A 19102-nucleotide genomic window follows, 5' to 3' on the forward strand; every position below is an offset into this window, starting at 1 on the left:
AATTTAGATGAAAATAGTCTTCATGGGAACACCTGCGTATGCGGTACCTACCTTACAAATGTTACATGAACAATATGGGGTTGCACTGGTGGTCACCCAACCAGATAAAAAAGTGGGTCGTGCAGGCAAGGTTGAATTTTCACCCGTAAAACAATATGCCATGGCACACAATATCCCCCTATTTCAACCCATCAAAATGAAGTTGGACTACCAACCCATTTTGGATGTAAAACCGGATATCATCGTCACAGCTGCTTACGGACAAATGATTCCAAAAGCGGTGCTTGATGCAGGTATATCTGTCAATTTACATGGGTCATTACTGCCCAAGTATCGAGGTGGCGCTCCTGTTCAATATGCCATTAGAAACGGTGAATCGGAAACAGGTGTTACTTTGATGTATATGGCACCTAAAATGGATTCAGGTGACATCATCGAGATGAAAAACGTCCAGATTGAGTCAAATGATACCACCGATAGCTTGATGGAAAAACTCAGTTGGGTGGCGAGAGACTTGCTTGAACTAAATCTACCCCTACTCATGAATGGCAAAGCCAAAAGAATTGCCCAAGATGAATCCTTGGTGAGCTTTGCATATAATTTAAAACCATCCGATGAATATTTAGACTTTAGACAAACCTATCAGCAAATCGATTGTCATTTGAGGTCACTATTATCACAACCTGGCGGTTCAATATTCATTCAAAATACACGGATTAAGGTATACGAAATCGCAAAAAGTGATATAATATTAAGCGGAGTCCCTGGCGAGATTTTAAGCGATAAGAAGCACTTATACATCCGTTGTCAAGACGCGGTGGTTGAGCTTATTAAAATCCAACCTGAAAATAAGAAAATCATGATGGCAAGAGATTTTCTGAATGGACAAAAACTATTCGTCAAAGGAGACATCGTAACATATGAAGAAAAAAGTATTATTTAGCCGTGAAGAGATGACTCGTCTATGTGTCGAAGCATTGAAGAGCCGTGGCGTTTCTGTCGATGATATCGCGGACATTGCTTACAAACAACAAGCCCGTTATACAGACAACATTAAATTTGAAACCTGTCGTGAATCTGTCCTTAAAGTCTTGTCATTAAGAGACATTTTCCACCATGTTTTATTATCTGTTGAAATTGATAAATTGGTTGAAAAAAAGATGTTCTCATCACCGATTCAAGACATCATCGAACAAGATTTAGGTCTATTTGGTGTGGATGAAGTCTTAGGGTTAGACGTTGCGAGATTATACGGCGTCATCGGTATGACCAACTTTGGTGACATCGATGTCAATAAACATGGCATTGTAAAACAGTTGAATGAAGATGGCAAAAAAGAAGGCATCGTTCATACATTCTTAGACGATATCGTTGGTGCGATTGCGGCTGCAGCTTCCACTAGAGTGGCACAAGTCATCAATGAAGACATCGCTCAAGAAGAACCACACAAACAAATCTCATTATTTGACTAACTATTTTTAGGGGGACAAGCGTGAAAAAGGATAAATTTAAGCATTTAACCAAACACTTTTTTAGCCGCTTGTTTGGCTTTGAAGAAAATATCGATATCACAGACGATGTGATGGTGTTACACCGTCGAAACATCGTCATCAAGAATATCATCTTTTTATCGAATATCGTTTATTCGATCATATTATTCTTTATCGCAGCGGTAAACAATGAGCCATCTGACTGGCTCTTTTCTGCGTTGTCATTCCCATTCACTTTTTTCCTAAACAATGTCATTAACCGTTTGATATTTGGGGAAAGACACGATAAGACCAAACAAGAAGTCGCGATGTATGTTGAAGCGATTTATATGTTTATTTCAGCCATTTTGATCTATGCGAGACTGTATGGTAACTTTGAAACAGCAGCTTATATTTTGATTTATTATGCGGTGGTCGTTATTTCACTGTATCAAAGTCGTCGATTGATCATGTGGACGTTCCAAGGCATGGTCGCGGGGATTACATTTATCCATTTCGTTTGGACATACAAACTGACCGAACAGTATGAAGGTTTAGGTATCCTTGAGTTTTTAAAACAATTCCTACCAACCAAAGAAGCCCAAGATTTCTATCTGCGTATCGTCCTATTTACGATTTTCATGTTGGTTATTTATTCGATTGTATCGATGGGTGCTTACATGCAAGAAGAACGTAAAAATGAACTCATGAAACGTCGGGAAGTTCAATCGGATTTCACCAACATTGTCACGGATTTATACGCTGTGGTGTTATCTTCAAAACGGGCATTTTTGGATCGTCAACACATCGATTTGGTCTCCAAAATGAGCAGTCGTTTGGGGGCATATTATGGACTTAACAATAAACAGGTAGAATACATCGAACAATACGCTGTCATTCACATGCGAGCCCATGAAATCGAGGATTTGGTTCAAAAAGGGATTGAAAGTGAAGATTACGATAATTTAAAGAAGAAAACATCCTTAGGAACTATGATTGCAAAACGATTTCAATTGGCTCAAAAAGCCGAAGATATCGCAAGAGCACACATCGAAGGGGTGGCCAACGATAAGTTCGTCACAGAGATGAGGGCTATCCAACCGGCCATTGAATCTCAAGTCATTTTGTTGGCGGATTTATATGTCACGATGCGCAGTTCTAAATCGTATAAGAGACCTTATCCGAATGCTGCAGTCATCCAATTATTCGAAAAAAGCTTCTATGTTTATTTCGAGTCTACTTTGGTTGAACGCTTCTTAAAATTCAAAACAGACTTCGAAAAAATTTACAATGAATATTGATTCAAAATGACTTGCAAAAACAAAAACACATGTTATAATAGGTATGCTTAATTAACTGAATCCAATCTTATTAAGAGCTACGGAGGCTAGTCGCCTGTGATGTAGCAGCAACCTGCTTAAGCAAGGTGCTAATGACGAGGGGTACAACCCAACAATGAGAGATTAGAAACTCTTTTCGTTGGGAAAGAGTTTTTTTGATGTTTGGAGGTAAAAAACATGGAAAGAAAACTATTTACATCAGAATCGGTGACCAGTGGTCATCCAGACAAAATATGTGACCGTCTATCTGACGCCATTTTAGACGCGATTTTAAAAGAAGACAAGGACGCTCGAGTCGCTTGTGAGACAGCTGTGACCACCGGACTTGTTTTGGTGATGGGTGAAATCACCACTAAAACGTACGTGGACATCCAAACCATTGTCAGAAATACCGTTTCAGACATCGGATATGATCGTGGTAAATATGGATTTGATGCTGAAAACTTAGCGGTTTTGGTATCGATCAACAACCAATCGCCTGACATCGCGATGGGTGTCGATGAATATGAAGGCCATGAACAAGGGGCAGGCGATCAAGGCTTGATGTTTGGATTTGCATGTGATGAAACCGATAATTATATGCCGCTACCCATTGAATTGGCACACCGTTTGGTCAGACGATTAGATACCGTTAGACACGAAAATATCTTGGATTTCTTACGTCCAGATGGTAAAGCTCAAGTGACGATTGAATACGATGAACATGACCGTCCAGCACGTATCGATACCGTTGTTGTGTCTTCTCAGCACGCTGACATCGATATCGAAGTTGTACGTGCAGGCATCAAAAAAGAAGTCATTGATGCGGTATTACCAAAAGAATTGGTCGATGATCATACCAAATTTATGATCAACCCAACTGGTAAATTTGTGGTGGGTGGTCCTAAAGGAGACTCTGGTTTAACCGGTCGTAAGATCATCGTCGATACTTACGGTGGCTACGCAAGACATGGTGGTGGGGCATTCTCGGGTAAAGACCCTTCAAAAGTGGACCGCAGCGCCTCATATATGGCAAGATATATTGCGAAAAACGTCGTTGCGAGCGGGGTTGCTTCTAAGTGTGAAGTACAACTCGCCTATGCCATTGGTGTAGCGAAACCAGTATCCATTCGCATCGATACTTTTGGTACAGCCAAAGTCGAAGACCATCAAATCGTGGAAGTCATTCGAAATCATTTCGATGTTACCCCAAAAGGTATCATAAAAACGTTGGACTTAAAGCGTCCAATCTACCAACAAACCGCGAATTACGGCCATATGGGGCGTAGTGATGTGGAATTACCATGGGAACGTTTAGATAAGGTTGATTTCTTTAAGCATTTATTATAAAATAAAGTAGGTGATTCTATGGAATATAAAGACGTTTTAGCGACTTATGAAACGAAGCGATTGGAGATGTATCAAGCCTACCAATCGAACATGAAAAAAGGTTTCTTGTTATTGATTGTGTTGGTGGGCATCTATTTTCTAGCGAAAGCAGGACAAATCGCCAGTGAATACCGTAAACTCACCAAAGAAAAAATCATCAAAGCATTGATTGAATCCCAATATGAAGAAGCGGATTATAGACCACAAGATTCGATCTCATTGGCGCACATCAATGGTTTAAACTTCTATCAAAGACCTGACCGTTTTCACGGAGAAGATTTGATGAGAGGTAAATACAAGGGTGTTCGTTTTGCTTGTTCAGATATTCACATGGAAGAACGTGTTGAACATCGCGACTCAAAAGGCAACGTGACCTATTCATACCAAACGATTTTCAAGGGCCGTTGGTACACATTTGACTATGAAAGAGATTTTGCACAAATTCTTCAAGTCAAAGAAGGTCGATTTGTCGGTGCAGCCGCTCGAGGACTTAAAAAATATGAAACCGAATCGGTGCAATTCAACAAGAAGTTTAAAGTATTCGCATCCGATGAACAATATGTATATTACCAACTTACCCCAGTATTGATTGAAAAGATACTGGAAATGGAGAACATGCACCGAGGACACTACCAAATGATGTACTATGCAAATCACTTGGATGTCGCTGTGTATGATTCATCCGATTCATTCGAATTAAAATTGAAAACACCGCTAACGATGGAAACCATTGGACACATCTTAAATGATATTGATATGCCAGCCGCAATCATCAATGAGTTCAAGTTGGATAGCGAAAAGTTTAAAAAACAATAGGAGGATTGAAATATGGATACAGGACTTGTCGTTTTATTTGTAGTACTCGGTTTACTGTTAGTCATTGTTTTATGGGTCATCGGCACCCTCAATACCTTCAACAGACTTTTAGTCAAAGTTGATGAAGCTGAATCTGGTATTGATGTTGCTTTAACAAAACGCTTTGACTTATTAACCAAAATGGTTTCAGCAACCAAAGGTTATGCAGACCATGAAAGAAAGACTTTAGAATCTGTCATTGCTATGCGTCAACCAGCGCATGGTGCACCGATTGGTGAAAAGCAAGCATTCGCGAACCAATTATCCGATTCGATGGCACGTTTAAATGTGGTTGTTGAACAATACCCACAACTCAGAGCATCGGAAAACTTTGCTAAATTACAAAGTGCAAGCTCAGAAGTAGAAGAAAACCTTCAAGCAGCAAGACGTGTTTACAACGCGAACGTTTCTTATTACAATCAAAAGATTGTGGTATTCCCAAGTTCGATGATTGCCAATTGGAAAGGCTTTACAAAACGTGACTTCTTTGAAGCGGAAGCTCAAAAACGTCAAGACGTAGAATTTAAATTCTAATAAAGAAAAACGCTTCGGCGTTTTTTTGTGTTAAAAGATGGGGTTTGGTTGTAATCCAACCCCATTTATAGTAATATACTATAGAGATATTATCCAAAGAAAGTGTGATTTGATGTTTAAAAAATGGTTTGACTCTGGATTAAAAGAATTGAAAAAAGCGAAACCAGTCGCTGATAAAATTGAAAAACTGTCCTCTTCTGTGGCTGCTTTAAGCGATGAAGAGCTTAAAAATAAAACCGAAGAATTCAAGCAACGCTTCCAACAAGGGGCATCTTTAGATGACTTGATGGTAGAAGCTTATGCGGTGGTGCGTGAGGCTTCAAGACGTGTGACTGGCATGTACCCCTATTATGTCCAATTGCTTGGGGCGATTGCGATTCATGGTGGGAACATTGCCGAAATGAAAACCGGTGAAGGTAAGACATTGACCGCTGTTATGCCAGCTTATTTAAACGCTTTAAATGGGTTAGGTGTTCACATTGTCACTGTCAACGAATACCTCGCTAGACGTGAAGCTGAAGGTGAAATTGGCGATATTTACCGTTTCTTAGGCTTAACTGTGGGTCTAAATATCCGTGAATTGACCCCTGATCAAAAGAAAGAAGCCTATGCTTGTGATATTTTATACTCTACCAACTCAGAATTGGGTTTTGACTATTTAAGAGATCACATGGTGTTGTATGCGAAAGACATGGTTCAAAAACGTGGTCTAAACTACGCCATCATCGACGAAGTTGACTCCATCTTAATCGATGAAGCGAGAACCCCACTTATCATCTCTGGTGGTGCAAAACAAAATCAAAACTTGTATGCAGCCGCAGATCGTTTCGCAAAATACTTAAAAGATGAAGATTACATCATCGATATTGAATCTAAAACCATTGAACTATCCGAATCGGGTATAGTTCGTGCAGAACAAATGTTCCGTATCGAAAACTTATATGATATCAACAACGTTACCTTGTTGCACCATATCAATAATGCATTAAGAGCGAACTACATCATGTTTAGAGACAAAGACTACATGGTTGTCGATAACGCTGTTTTGATCATTGACCAATTTACCGGTCGTGTTTTACCAGGTAGACAATTTTCTGAAGGTCTTCACCAAGCACTAGAAGCCAAAGAAAATGTGGAGATTAAAAAAGAAACCGTTACGGTTGCAACCATCACCTATCAAAACTTCTTCAGAATGTATAAAAAGCTATCGGGTATGACCGGTACCGCTAAAACCGAAGAAGAAGAATTTAGAGAAATCTATAACATGTATGTCGTCGAAGTCCCTACGAATGAACCTGTCATTCGTGTGGATGCGCCAGACTTCCTATTTGTCACTTTAGAAGATAAATATAATGCCCTCATCGATGATGTCCAAGAACGTCATGAAAAAGGACAACCGATTCTACTCGGTACAGTGGCCGTTGAAACCTCAGAAGTATTATCCAAACTACTTACCCGTCGCGGTATCAAACACGACGTATTGAATGCCAAGCAACATGAACGTGAAGCCGATATCATTGCGAAAGCAGGTCATAAATACGCGGTTACCATCGCGACCAATATGGCCGGTCGTGGTACCGATATCAAATTGGGTGAAGGGGTTGTTGAACTGGGTGGTCTAGCCGTTATCGGTTCTGAACGCCATGAATCCAGACGTATTGACAATCAGTTGAGAGGTCGTTCAGGTCGTCAAGGAGACCCAGGTTACTCTAGATTCTACCTATCCGCAGAAGATGAACTATTGATGCGTTTCGGTGGCGAAACCTTCAAACAACGTATCGCGATGATCTCCAAACTCAATACCGATAAGGAAGCTACAAAGCCACAACCGCTCGAATCGAAAATGTTCTCTAGATTCGTTTCATCTGCTCAAAAACGTATTGAAGGTCAAAACTACGACACCCGTAAAACCGTCTTGAAATACGATGACGTATTAAGAAAACAAAGAGAAATCATGTACGCTGAACGTACATTTGTACTCACAGAAGCCAACATTGAACCATTTGTCATCAAAGCCATTGAATCCTATATCGATAGTGCCGTCGCACCACTCATGGTTCAAGTCGGTAAGAATAAATTTGAAATCAATGACGAAGCAATTCATGTCACATTCGATGGGGTTTTATTCGTTCGTGGCACAGTGGATAAGCAAAAACTTGCAGAACTCGATGAAAAAGGCATTCCAGCCTATTTGAAATCCTTGGCGATGCATGAGATTGAAAACAAAAAGGCTCAATTCCCTGAAGAAATCTTCAATGAATTCCTTAAAGTCATTTCTCTACGTGTCATCGATACGTTCTGGATGCGCCATATTGACCAAATGAGTGAACTTAGACAAGCCGTTACCCTTCAACAATATGGACAAGCTAACCCGTTACAAATTTATCAAAAAGAAGGTTTCAATAAGTTCCGTGAAATGACCTTAAACATTTCTAAGGATATCGCAACCTATGTATTGCGTGCCCAAATTCGTGTCAATTCTGAACGCGAAGAAGTGGTTAAAAACACCAAGACCAATGAAGGTGGCGAACTTCGAAACAAAAAGCCATCCAAGGTCAAACAAAACCACAACCAACGCAACATGCCTAACTGGAAACGTCGCTAAGCTTAAAACACTCTTCGGAGTGTTTTTTTTCGATATAATATAAGTGAGGTGGTTTTATGGATATCACAAATGAATCAATTCAATCGTATATAGAACAACTGAGCGCTGACCGTTATGAAGCCATTTTATGGATTGTTAACGAGATGAAACAAATCACGAATAGAGAACCTAAATTGTGGGGAACCATCATCGGATTTGGAAAACTTTATTATAAATATAAGACCGGACATGATGGTCATATGCCGATTTTAGCCTTATCCAGTCGAAAACAAGCCATTACACTTTATTTAACCTATAATATCGAACAGTATGAAGAAATTAAAACGCTTGGTAAATGTACCTATGGAAAAGGGTGTTTGTACATCAAAAAACTGAGTGATGTGGATTTGAATGTTTTAAAAAGATTGATGCGAAAATCATATGAAGATGCTTTGAAGTACGATTTTATAACCCTCATTGAATAACATATAACCGCTTTATCTAGTGTTAATCTTATAACTTTGTTATAATGGAATTGAGGTTATATTATGGAACGTTATGAATTAAATAAATACTTAGAGTCCTTTGATTCGCGTTTAGCGGATTTACAAAAAGCACTCGACATGGACAATTTAAAACAACAGTTTTTAGAAAACAGCCGATTGATGTCCGCGGCTGATTTTTGGGATGATGTCAAAAGCGCTCAAAAGATGATTGAAAAAACCAATCAACAAAAAGAACAAATTGACACCTATGAGTCGTTATATCAACAATACAAGGCATTAGAGGAACTCGCAGCCGTCACCGATGATCAATCGGAGGACTTTTTAATGATCACAGATGAGGTTTATGTCTTAGATAAAGCATTGAAGACTTTTGAAACATTGACTTTATTAAATGAACCTTATGACGATTTACCAGCCATTTTAGAACTCCATCCAGGGGCTGGCGGTACCGAGTCACAAGACTGGTGTGAAATGCTTTATCGCATGTATCAACGGTACGCGGTACGAAAAAACTATAAGATTGAAGTATTGGATTATCAAGCAGGTGAAGAGGCTGGCATTAAAAGTGTGACCATTCGCATCAAAGGTAAGTACGCTTATGGCTATTTGAAGAGCGAACATGGCGTCCATCGCTTGGTTCGAATCTCTCCATTTGATTCCAATGCGCGAAGACACACCTCGTTTGTGTCTGTCGAAGTGATGCCAGAAATCGATCAACGGATCGATATTCAAATCAAAGACGAAGACATTAAAGTGGATGTCTATAGAAGCAGTGGCGCAGGTGGACAAAGTGTCAATACCACCGATAGTGCCGTTCGTGTGACCCATTTACCGACCAACATCGTTGTTACGTGTCAAAATGAACGCAGCCAAATCAAAAATAAAGAAGTCGCGATGGACATTTTACGTTCAAAATTAGCGGTATTAGAGATTGAAAAACAAAAGAAATTACTTTCCGAAATCAAAGGGGAACAAAAAGACATTGGTTGGGGTTCACAAATCCGCTCCTATGTGTTCCACCCCTATCAAATGGTGAAAGACCATCGAACAGATTATGAAACCAGTCAAACGGTTTCTGTGATGGATGGCGAAATCGATGGCTTCATCAACGCGTACTTAAAGTCAGGTGATTAGATGATTAAAAAACTCGCAATTGAATATGCACAAATCGCTTTCGGGGTTACCATCATGACCCTTGGTTTTTACTTTTTTCTACTCCCTGAAAACCTCGTTATTGGGGGGGTCATGGGGATTGCAGTCATATTTAAAGCACAGATCAATCCTTCCATTATTGTCTTTATCCTCAATACATTTTTATTATTTTTAGGCTTAATTGTTCTAGGTAAAGATTTCTTTATGAAAACTATTTTCGGTTCACTGGCATCACCAGTGATTCTGTTTATATTAGAGACCCTCGGCGCGAATGACGCTTGGATTATGAACCAACTCACCGAATCGAAATTGCTCATCGCTGCAGTTTCAGGCTCTATTTTGGTAGGTGTAGGTTTGGGTATTGTATTCCGCTTTGGCGGTACTACCGGTGGGATGGATGTCTTACAAAGCATCATTCATAAAAAACTGCACATCCCTTACCAAATCATATTTTATTTCACCGATGGGTTAGTTGTTTTACTATCCTTGGTATTCTTTAGAGACATTGAACTATTCATTTATGCAGTCGCGAGCGTGTTCTTGATTTCAATCATCGTCGATAACGTATCGATTAAAGGACGCGCTGGTCAGACCATATTTGTGGTTACTAAGAAACCAGATTTAATCAAACAAGCGATTTACGATACGATTGACCGTGGTTGTACACTGATCGATTCTGAAGGTGGATTCAGTGGTCACAAAGGCAAAATGGTCATCTGTACGATGCGTAATCGTGAAGTCAATAAAATGCGATCGGTCATTGAACGCATCGATCCTGAGTCGTTTACCTTTATGACCGATACGAAAGAGGCGGTTGGACGTGGATTTAGTAAAGAATAAGAAAATCTATGTATCGATCATCATCAGCCTAGTCATAGGTTTTTTAAGTGGGTGTGAAGTCACATTACCCACTTTTTTAACTAAACCAGACCTGTATGAGATCTATTCGATTTTAGATCAGTACTACTACAAAGACTTGGATTTTAAACTAGAAGATGTGGAAAGTGTCGAAGCGTTATTTGAACGATTAGATGACCCATATACTTACATGTATGTCCCCAACACCCGAACCATTGAACTCGATGAATCCTATTATGGTATCGGTGTAACCATCATCGATGATGACTTGGGACTACTGGTTGGCAATGTCAATCCTTTGGCCAATTTGAATGGTAAAGTGTACATTGGTGACATCATCACCGCCATCAATGATACTGTACTAGAAACGTTATCTTATGAAGAAAAAACCGCTTTATTATCCGGTGAACTCAATGATGAATTCAATTTGACCATCCAACGGGGTGATCAAGTAACGACTACCACAGTGACGATCAGTGAAATACCCATCAATTCTGTGACATCAACAGTGTATGAGAATAAAATAGCTTATATTGATATCAACCGATTTGCTGGAAAAACAGGGCTCGCATTCAGAACTGAACTCGCCTTGGTTGGAGCCCAAAATCCGACAGGTTTGATCATCGATGTCAGAGACAATGGGGGCGGCTATTTAACCGCAGTTGTCGATATCATCGCACAGTTCGCAACAGGGAATGAACCTGTCGTGACCATGCACCGAATCTATGATGACCACAAAACCAATTATTATGGCAACCCTGATAATGTTAAGAAAACATATCCAATTGTCATTTTAATGAATGAACATAGTGCGTCCGCGTCAGAAGTATTGGCGATGGCGTTAAGAGAAAATGGTAGTTATCCACTATTAGGCACCCAATCTTTTGGTAAATTTGTGTATCAAACCACCTTTGTTTTGAATCGACAAGGGAAAGAAATGTATCTCAATATGACGGAAGGTTTTTGGTATTCTCCAAATGGCAACACTGTAGAAGGTGGAATTGTTCCGGATGTCGTCATCGAACAAAGCGGTTTACTATCGAGAACATATCCTGTTTATATACAGGAATGGATATTGGGCGATGATTTGACTGAATTTCAAGCGCTAATTGACGTCTTAAATATGACTGAAGATAGCCTTGAAGACCGCTTTGATGTGCTCACCTTGGATGCAGATTTATCGACAAAAATCAGTGCCTATCAAACGCAGTTTAATCTACAAGTCACTGGTACACTTAATTATGAAACAACCATGCACTTAATCGATGCCTATCGTTTATATCGAGAACAAGTCAATTATGACTTACAACTCCAACAAGCAATTGCCTGGATGGTGAACGATGAAAGTTGAGAAATTAGAACGTATTCGTTATGGGTATAAAGTTACCATCGATGGGCAAGTCTTTGCTTTAGATGAAGAGACCATCGTCGTATTCAAACTTCGTAAAGATACAGAGATGGATGATAAGACATGGAAAAAAGTACTAGAAGCAGATAAAATCAATATTCAAAAACGCAAGGCGATTGTGCACCTCAAAAAGCCACAAACCGTCTATGAATTTAAATCTTATCTAAGAAACTTAGGTGTGAGTGAATCAAACATTGAATCATGGACCTCAACCTATAAAAAACTGGGCTATTTAGATGATTTCGAATATGGTAAACTATTGGTAGAAGGGTATCAATCCAAATATGGTTCAAAAAAGATTGAATCACTCCTTAAAAACAAAGGGATTCATCCCGATGTGATTGAACGATTATTACCGAAAAACGACGATGTTTTAAAAAAACTTGTCCAAAAATCCTGTAAATCGATTCAAAAACCGACATATATTCAAGCTAAAAATACCATTATTAGACAATGGTTAGGTAAAGGCTTTATTTATGAAGATATCGAGAAGTATGTAAATGCCTATTTGGATCCAAATCGCTTCAATGAAGCAGATACGATTCAAAAAGAATTTAAGAAATTGAAAATCAAGTACGAGCGTACTTATCAAGGCTATCAACTGAAACAAAAAATCATCCAAGCACTTCGACAAAAAGGGTTTAACGGTCAAAAGATCGAACAACTATACCGAGAAATGGAGAATGATTATGTACAAGATTTCGAATGACGATGCTTATTTCTTTATGCAAGGCAAACTGTACGATGCCCATCGCATTTTTGGTGCTCACTTAATCAAAGATGACCAAGGGTACATCACAGGGACAAGATTCACTGTGTACGCACCGAACGCGGTCATGGTTTCCGTGGTTGGCGAGTTTAACAATTGGCAAGAACATGCCCATACATTAAGCAAAATCGACGATATCGGTGTCTGGTCGATTGAGATTCCTTGGAATTTAGAATGGGCAAAATATAAATACGTGATTTTCACCAACCAAGGTAAATTGTATAAGGCAGACCCTTATGCAAAATTTGCCGAAAATAGACCGAATACCGCATCGAAAGTCTATGATATCGATGGGTATGAATGGCACGACCAAGACTGGATGTATACGAAAACCAAAGTATATGACAAACCTGTGATGATTTATGAAATGCACATGGGCTCCTGGCGTACCAAATACGGACAATTCTTTCAATTCAATGAAATTGTCGAACAATTGATTCAATACCTCAAAGAACAAAATTTCACCCATGTGGAATTGATGCCAATATATGAACACCCACTCGATGATTCATGGGGCTATCAAGGCACAGGTTATTTCGCAGCTACCGCAAGATATGGGGTGCCCAAAGACTTGATGTACATGATTGACCGTTTACACCAAGAAGGGTTTGGCATCATCATAGACTGGGTTCCTGGCCACATTTGTAAGGATGCCCATGGTTTGTATTTCTTTGATGGTTCACCATTATATGAACACGATGAATCATGGAAACGTGAAAATGAAGTTTGGGGTACTGCCAACCTCGATTTATCAAAACCACAAACCAGAAGTTTCCTTATTTCCAATGCGTGTTATTGGATGGACTATTTCCATGTCGATGGGTTTAGAGTCGACGCTGTTTCTAACCTATTATATTACTTGGGTGACTCTCGTAACGGTACCGACCAAGGGGCCATTGACTTCTTAAGACAACTTTCTCACGTCATTTTTGGGAAAGATGACCGCATTCTATTCATGGCAGAAGACTCCACCGCATTTGAAGGTGTCACCAAGCCAGTAGATGCAGGTGGGATTGGTTTTAACTACAAGTGGAACATGGGTTTCATGAACGATGTCCTCAGGTATTTCAAACGTGATCCAATTCACCGTAAATGGCATCACCATGACATTACCTTTGGTTTAACCTATGCATTTTCCGAACAGTTTGTTTTACCATTCTCACACGATGAAGTCGTTCATGGCAAAGGTACTTTACTCACGAGAATGCCAGGCGATTATTGGCAAAAATTCGCGAACTATCGTTTGTTGATGGGGCTATATATGACCCACCCAGGGAAGAAACTCTTATTCATGGGTCAAGAGTTTGCACACTTTCAAGAATGGAGTGTTCACCGTCAACTCGATTGGAACTTATATGAATTTAAATCACACCATTCAGCCAATGAATTTGTCAGAGATTTACTCTATTTATATAAGTCTGAAGGTGCATTACATGAACTTGACCATCAAAAGGAAGGGTTTGAATGGATCGATTCGACCAACGCCGACCAATCCATTTTCTCCTATATTAGATATGGTAAAAATCGTGAAGACCATGTGATTGTCGTACTCAATATGACGCCAGTGGTCTACCATCAATATGAAATTGGTGTACCGATGAAAGGTACGTATGATGAAATCATCAACAGCGATCTTTTAAAGTACGGTGGATCAGACCAATACAACGGTTTACCGCTGCATACACATGAAGGTCAATGTCATGGACAAGAACAGTTCGTTAAGATGACCATTGGGCCGTTAACGGCACTTATACTGAAGTATTGCAAATAAAAATGTAATCGTTTGCAACAGAGAAGGCACCTTTTGATGAGGTGCCTTTATGGTATAATCACAATGGATCAATATTGTAAGGAGAATACACATGTCAAATATATTTGAAAATGCGTCTACGTTTAAGAAAGCATTCATCGAACAAGTGGAAAAGACATATGCACTCGATTTTAAAGAATCCAGTAGTTATCAACAATATGTCGCTCTAGGGACTTTACTCAAAGAGCACATTTCACTCGACTGGAAAGAAACCAAGAAAATCGAAGCGGATCAACGTCAAGTCTACTATTTCTCGATGGAGTTTTTGATGGGACGTATGATTACCAATAACTTAATGAATGCAGGGGTTTATGATGTCGTTAAATCGGCGTTTGATGACCTCGGATTAGACATCAATGAAATCGAACACAAAGAAACCGATGCCGGGTTAGGCAACGGTGGCTTGGGTCGTTTAGCGGCTTGTTTCATGGACTCTGTCGCTGCTTTAGCATTACCAGTCCATGGTAACTGCATCCGCTATCGCTACGGATTCTTTAAACAAAAAATCGAAAATGGCTATCAAGTAGAATACCCTGACCGTTGGTTAAAAGACATCCACGTTTGGGAAGTCAGACGCGATGAAGAAGCGGTAGATATTCCATTTTATGGGTATATCGAACTATCTGTAACCGATGGTAAGCTCAATGTGTTCCACCGCAATGCCGAATACGTTAAAGCTGTACCATATGATGTGCCAATTGTTGGGTATAACAACCAAGTCGTAAACACCCTACGTCTATGGAGTGCTGAACCCAGTGACCGCTATCAAAATCAAGGTGGCACATTTGATTACCATAAGAAATTAAGACAAATTTCGGAAATGCTTTACCCAAATGATGATACCGATGAAGGTAAAATCTTAAGACTTAAACAACAATACTTATTCTCAAGTGCAGGGGTTAACGCTGTCATCAAAAAACACAAGAAGTTGTTTGGTACTTTAGAAAACCTAGCAGAAAAAGCGGTATTCCATATCAACGATACCCACCCAACGTTAATCATTCCTGAATTGATGCGTATTTTGGTCGATGAAGAATCGATGGAATGGGATCATGCTTGGGATATCACCAAGCGTTGTGTCGCTTATACCAACCATACCATCTTAGCAGAAGCGTTGGAAAAATGGCCAATCCGTCTATTCCAACCCCTATTACCAAGAATTTATACCATCACAGAAGAAATCAACCGTCGTTTTGAAATTGAACTCAAACAACGCTTTGGCGATAATGCGAGAGAAGTTGAAAACATGCAAATCCTTAAAAATGGCATGGTTCACATGGCTAATTTAGCGATTGTTGGGTCATTTTCAGTGAATGGGGTTGCACAACTGCATACCGATATCTTAAAAGACATCGAAATGCGTGATTTTGCCCAATACTATCCGAACAAGTTTAACAATAAAACCAACGGGATTACCCACCGTCGTTGGGTCTTACAATCCAATCCGGAAATCGTATCGATTTTAAAAGACACCATCGGGGATGGTTGGATTACCGACACCTCAAAATTGGAAGGTTTGGTTCAATTCGCCGATGACGCATCGGTCCAAAAACGTTTTGAAGCGATGAAACTGGCTAGAAAACAAGCTTTAGCCGATAAGATTTATAAGGAACAAGGCGTAAAACTCAACCCGCATGCGATATTCGATATCCAAGTCAAACGTCTTCATGAATACAAACGTCAATTGATGAATGCTTTACACATCATGTATCTATACAATGAGTTGAAGTCAAACCCAGAAATGCGTAAACAATTCTACCCACAAAACTTTATTTTTGGTGCGAAAGCTGCACCGACTTATTGGTTTGCGAAAAAGGTCATCAAACTCATCAATACGATTGCTGAAAAAGTCAATAATGACCCTGAAACCAATGACTTATTAAAAGTGGTCTTTGTTGAAGATTATAATGTTACCTATGCAGAAACCATCATGCCGGCTGCCGATTTGTCTGAACAAATCTCAACAGCGTCAAAAGAAGCTTCTGGTACTGGGAACATGAAGTTTATGATGAATGGTGCGATTACCATTGGTACCCTAGATGGTGCAAACGTTGAAATCGCTGATTTTGTCGGTCAAGAAAACATCATTATCTTTGGTCTAAATGCCAAAGAAGTCACAGATATCTATAAAAAAGGCAATTATCAACCGTATGAAATGTATCAAAGAGATCCAAGAATCAAGAAAGTCTTAGACCAATTGACCAATGGATTCTTCACCAATGTACAACCCAATGAGTTTGAAGAAATTAGAAGAAACCTACTAGACAGAGATGTCTACTTGGTACTTAAAGATTTCGATGCCTATGTGGCAGCCCAAGCCAAAGCCAATAAGCTTTATCAAAACAGAGCAGCATGGCTCAAAATGTCGATCATGAATACAGCGAAATCTGGATTCTTCTCCACCGATAGAACGATGGAAGAGTATAACAAAGACATTTGGCACGTCAATAAAATTAAATAATGAAAAAGCGTCTAATGGATTTTTCCATAGACGCTTTTCTTTATTTATTAAACATGATTTTTTCAGAATTAAACATTCGTGTCAGCAACCATGTGCCTAAACCAACCAATACCAAGTTGATCACGATGGTGATGAATAGGTGTAAGTAATTTACCGATAACCCCAGGATAAAACCAATGGATTGAACTGAATTGTAAACAGGGATGAAATACATCAGGGTATCTGTGGTGCTTGATCCTAACATGCTCGATATCCCAACCAACATGATGATGATCATGAAAGGCATAGCCAGTGAAGATGCTTCCTTGATGGTTTTTGCGTATGCACTGATGATGGAAATCAACACAACAAAGATGAGAACGGTAGAGATGATTACACTGAATAGTAAAACGTACGTACCAACATCATACATGGCCATGGTGAAATCTTCACCGATGAGTTTTGGTAAGGATAGCATGAGTCCGATAAAACTAGATGCGGCACTGGCCAAAGCGGTGATGGATAGTGCGATGATTTTACCCAAGGCAATTTCACTTCGCTTCGTCGGTGTGGTTAATAGGGTTGTGATGGTTCCGCGTTCTTTTTCACCGGCAATCGATTCGCTTGCGATGCTCAAGGAAGCTGTGAATAGGAAAGTAATGAGCAAAAATGGCACCAACATCGTTACAAATTGAATCGACATATCGGTTGCACTCGCGAGATTATAAGGGATAGCGTCTCGATTGATGTCAAACTTATTGGTTATGGTCGATTCGAAGTTATTTAAACTATATAAATAATAATTATAAATGGTGTAAGATTCATTTTTAGAGGTATTATGGAATAGTTCAACCTTTGGAGCCATGGTACCTGAAGAGGTGTTATAAGCCATCATGAGGTTGTAAAAGTCAGGTTCATAAATGATCAACAAATCAACGGTTTTATCGGCTATCTGAGTTTTGATTGTTGAGATATCCTCAGTCGTGATGACATGAGTTTCAATCGTATAAAGATCGGTTTGATCGATCGGTACGAATTCTGTTACTGGATTGATGACGTAGACTTGATAGACATAATCTTCGGGAATGGTATCTGTTTCTTGCATGATAGACCCCATCAACGAGTATAGTAGAAAAATCATCAAACCAGGCAATATCAATGTGATGAGCATGCGTCGGTCAGTAAAAAAGCGACGCAATTCTTTTTGAACAATTGTTAGGATGTTTTGCATTAGAAGTTACCTCCATGAGATGCGTATAAACTGAAGAAGAGGGTTTCAAGATCAGATGTTTTTAATATTTCTGATACGGTATTGGTATAGACCATTTCACCATCAATGATGATGCCAACGCGGTCACATAACTTTTCAACCAAACTAAAAATATGGGTAGATAAAATGATGGTTTTTCCCTGGTTTTTTAAATCGATGAGGAAATCAGTGACGGTTTTCGCTGTGATGATGTCTAGCCCATTGGTAGGTTCATCAAATATGATGATGTCTGGGTCATGCGCAATGGAAATGGCTAAAGATACTTTTTGTTTCATCCCTGTGGATAAATCTGAAACCTTCACTTCACAAAAAGGGTGGATACCAAATTGATCAAATAGCATTTGTTTTCGTGTCTTAATGGTTGTTTCAGGAATCCCATGTAGCCTAGAAAAATAATCAAACAAGTAATTGGGTGTGAAAAAATCTTCAAGTTTGAGTTCGCTGGTCAAAAAACCAATACGTCGTCTGACTTCAGCTGGGTCTTTGACCACAGAAAAGCCTTGGATCAGGACGTCACCTGTATCGGGTTTTATGAGCGAGCTCGCAATACGTAGTGTCGTGGTTTTACCAGCACCATTGGGCCCTAATAACCCATAAATTTCGCCTTCATAAGCATCGAAGGATAGCGACTTAACAGCGACTTTTTTGGTTTCCTTGGTCTTCAAAATCTTTTGTTGTTTTTTGGATAAATTAAATGTTTTAGTGATGTCTTTTACAGAAAATAGTACATTCATAAGAG

16 protein-coding genes and 1 riboswitch are annotated in these 19102 nt (G+C 39.4%); of the genes, 14 read left to right on the forward strand and 2 right to left on the reverse strand.

Going from position 1 to position 19102, the window contains the following annotated elements:
• Window positions 1–7: 7 nt before the first annotated feature.
• From fmt to N7548_RS06280, 14 genes are all read left to right on the forward strand, one after another.
• The gene (fmt, locus tag N7548_RS06215) at window positions 8–943 is read left to right on the forward strand and encodes a methionyl-tRNA formyltransferase (RefSeq protein WP_263608604.1); all 936 of its coding nucleotides are present in this window, start codon (window positions 8–10) and stop codon (window positions 941–943) included.
• Window positions 921–1472, forward strand: coding sequence for a phosphatidylglycerophosphatase A family protein (locus tag N7548_RS06220; RefSeq protein ID WP_263608605.1), 552 nt, complete (start codon window positions 921–923; stop codon window positions 1470–1472). The genes fmt and N7548_RS06220 overlap by 23 nt, the downstream gene beginning before the upstream one ends.
• 20 nt (window positions 1473–1492) lie before the next feature.
• Entirely contained in the window at window positions 1493–2770 is a 1278-nt protein-coding gene (locus N7548_RS06225; protein ID WP_263608606.1) for a hypothetical protein, read from the forward strand.
• 64 nt (window positions 2771–2834) lie between these two features.
• A riboswitch (SAM riboswitch) is annotated at window positions 2835–2931 on the forward strand.
• 55 nt (window positions 2932–2986) lie between these two features.
• Window positions 2987–4138: a methionine adenosyltransferase gene (gene metK / locus N7548_RS06230; RefSeq protein ID WP_263608607.1), complete on the forward strand. Its 1152-nt coding sequence runs from the start codon at window positions 2987–2989 to the stop codon at window positions 4136–4138.
• Between the two features lie 18 nt (window positions 4139–4156).
• Window positions 4157–4993 carry a DUF3137 domain-containing protein gene (locus N7548_RS06235; protein WP_263608608.1) on the forward strand — a complete coding sequence of 279 codons (837 nt, stop codon included), beginning with the start codon at window positions 4157–4159 and terminating at the stop codon, window positions 4991–4993.
• Between the two features lie 12 nt (window positions 4994–5005).
• Entirely contained in the window at window positions 5006–5566 is a 561-nt protein-coding gene (locus tag N7548_RS06240; RefSeq protein ID WP_263608609.1) for a LemA family protein, read from the forward strand.
• Window positions 5567–5678: 112 nt separating this feature from the next.
• Complete coding sequence (secA, locus tag N7548_RS06245) at window positions 5679–8171, forward strand: preprotein translocase subunit SecA (RefSeq protein ID WP_263608610.1); 2493 nt, start codon at window positions 5679–5681, stop codon at window positions 8169–8171.
• 56 nt (window positions 8172–8227) lie between these two features.
• Complete coding sequence (locus N7548_RS06250) at window positions 8228–8635, forward strand: DUF1801 domain-containing protein (protein WP_263608611.1); 408 nt, start codon at window positions 8228–8230, stop codon at window positions 8633–8635.
• A 63-nt stretch (window positions 8636–8698) separates the two neighbouring features.
• On the forward strand, window positions 8699–9790 hold the full coding sequence (gene prfB, locus N7548_RS06255) for a peptide chain release factor 2 (protein WP_263608612.1): 1092 nt from the start codon (window positions 8699–8701) through the stop codon (window positions 9788–9790).
• Window positions 9791–10648: a YitT family protein gene (locus N7548_RS06260; RefSeq protein ID WP_263608613.1), complete on the forward strand. Its 858-nt coding sequence runs from the start codon at window positions 9791–9793 to the stop codon at window positions 10646–10648.
• Window positions 10629–12017: a S41 family peptidase gene (locus N7548_RS06265; protein WP_263608614.1), complete on the forward strand. Its 1389-nt coding sequence runs from the start codon at window positions 10629–10631 to the stop codon at window positions 12015–12017. Before N7548_RS06260 ends, N7548_RS06265 begins: the two co-directional genes overlap by 20 nt.
• The gene (locus tag N7548_RS06270; protein ID WP_263608615.1) at window positions 12007–12783 is read left to right on the forward strand and encodes a regulatory protein RecX; all 777 of its coding nucleotides are present in this window, start codon (window positions 12007–12009) and stop codon (window positions 12781–12783) included. The genes N7548_RS06265 and N7548_RS06270 overlap by 11 nt, the downstream gene beginning before the upstream one ends.
• Window positions 12764–14614: a 1,4-alpha-glucan branching protein GlgB gene (glgB, locus tag N7548_RS06275; RefSeq protein WP_263608616.1), complete on the forward strand. Its 1851-nt coding sequence runs from the start codon at window positions 12764–12766 to the stop codon at window positions 14612–14614. Before N7548_RS06270 ends, glgB begins: the two co-directional genes overlap by 20 nt.
• A gap of 91 nt (window positions 14615–14705) precedes the next feature.
• Window positions 14706–17114, forward strand: coding sequence for a glycogen/starch/alpha-glucan phosphorylase (locus N7548_RS06280; RefSeq protein ID WP_277617926.1), 2409 nt, complete (start codon window positions 14706–14708; stop codon window positions 17112–17114).
• A gap of 40 nt (window positions 17115–17154) precedes the next feature.
• On the opposite strand, the gene N7548_RS06285 is transcribed toward N7548_RS06280, so the two are convergent.
• Both N7548_RS06285 and N7548_RS06290 read right to left on the reverse strand, forming a co-directional pair.
• The gene (locus tag N7548_RS06285; RefSeq protein ID WP_263608617.1) at window positions 17155–18324 is read right to left on the reverse strand and encodes an ABC transporter permease; all 1170 of its coding nucleotides are present in this window, start codon (window positions 18322–18324) and stop codon (window positions 17155–17157) included.
• Window positions 18324–19097 (reverse strand): ABC transporter ATP-binding protein, encoded by a 774-nt coding sequence (locus N7548_RS06290; protein WP_263608618.1) that lies wholly within the window; start codon window positions 19095–19097, stop codon window positions 18324–18326. The genes N7548_RS06285 and N7548_RS06290 overlap by 1 nt, the downstream gene beginning before the upstream one ends.
• Window positions 19098–19102 lie beyond the last annotated feature (5 nt).

This window comes from Paracholeplasma manati (genome assembly GCF_025742995.1).
Classification (GTDB): Bacteria; Bacillota_I; Bacilli_A; order Acholeplasmatales; family UBA5453; genus Paracholeplasma; species Paracholeplasma manati.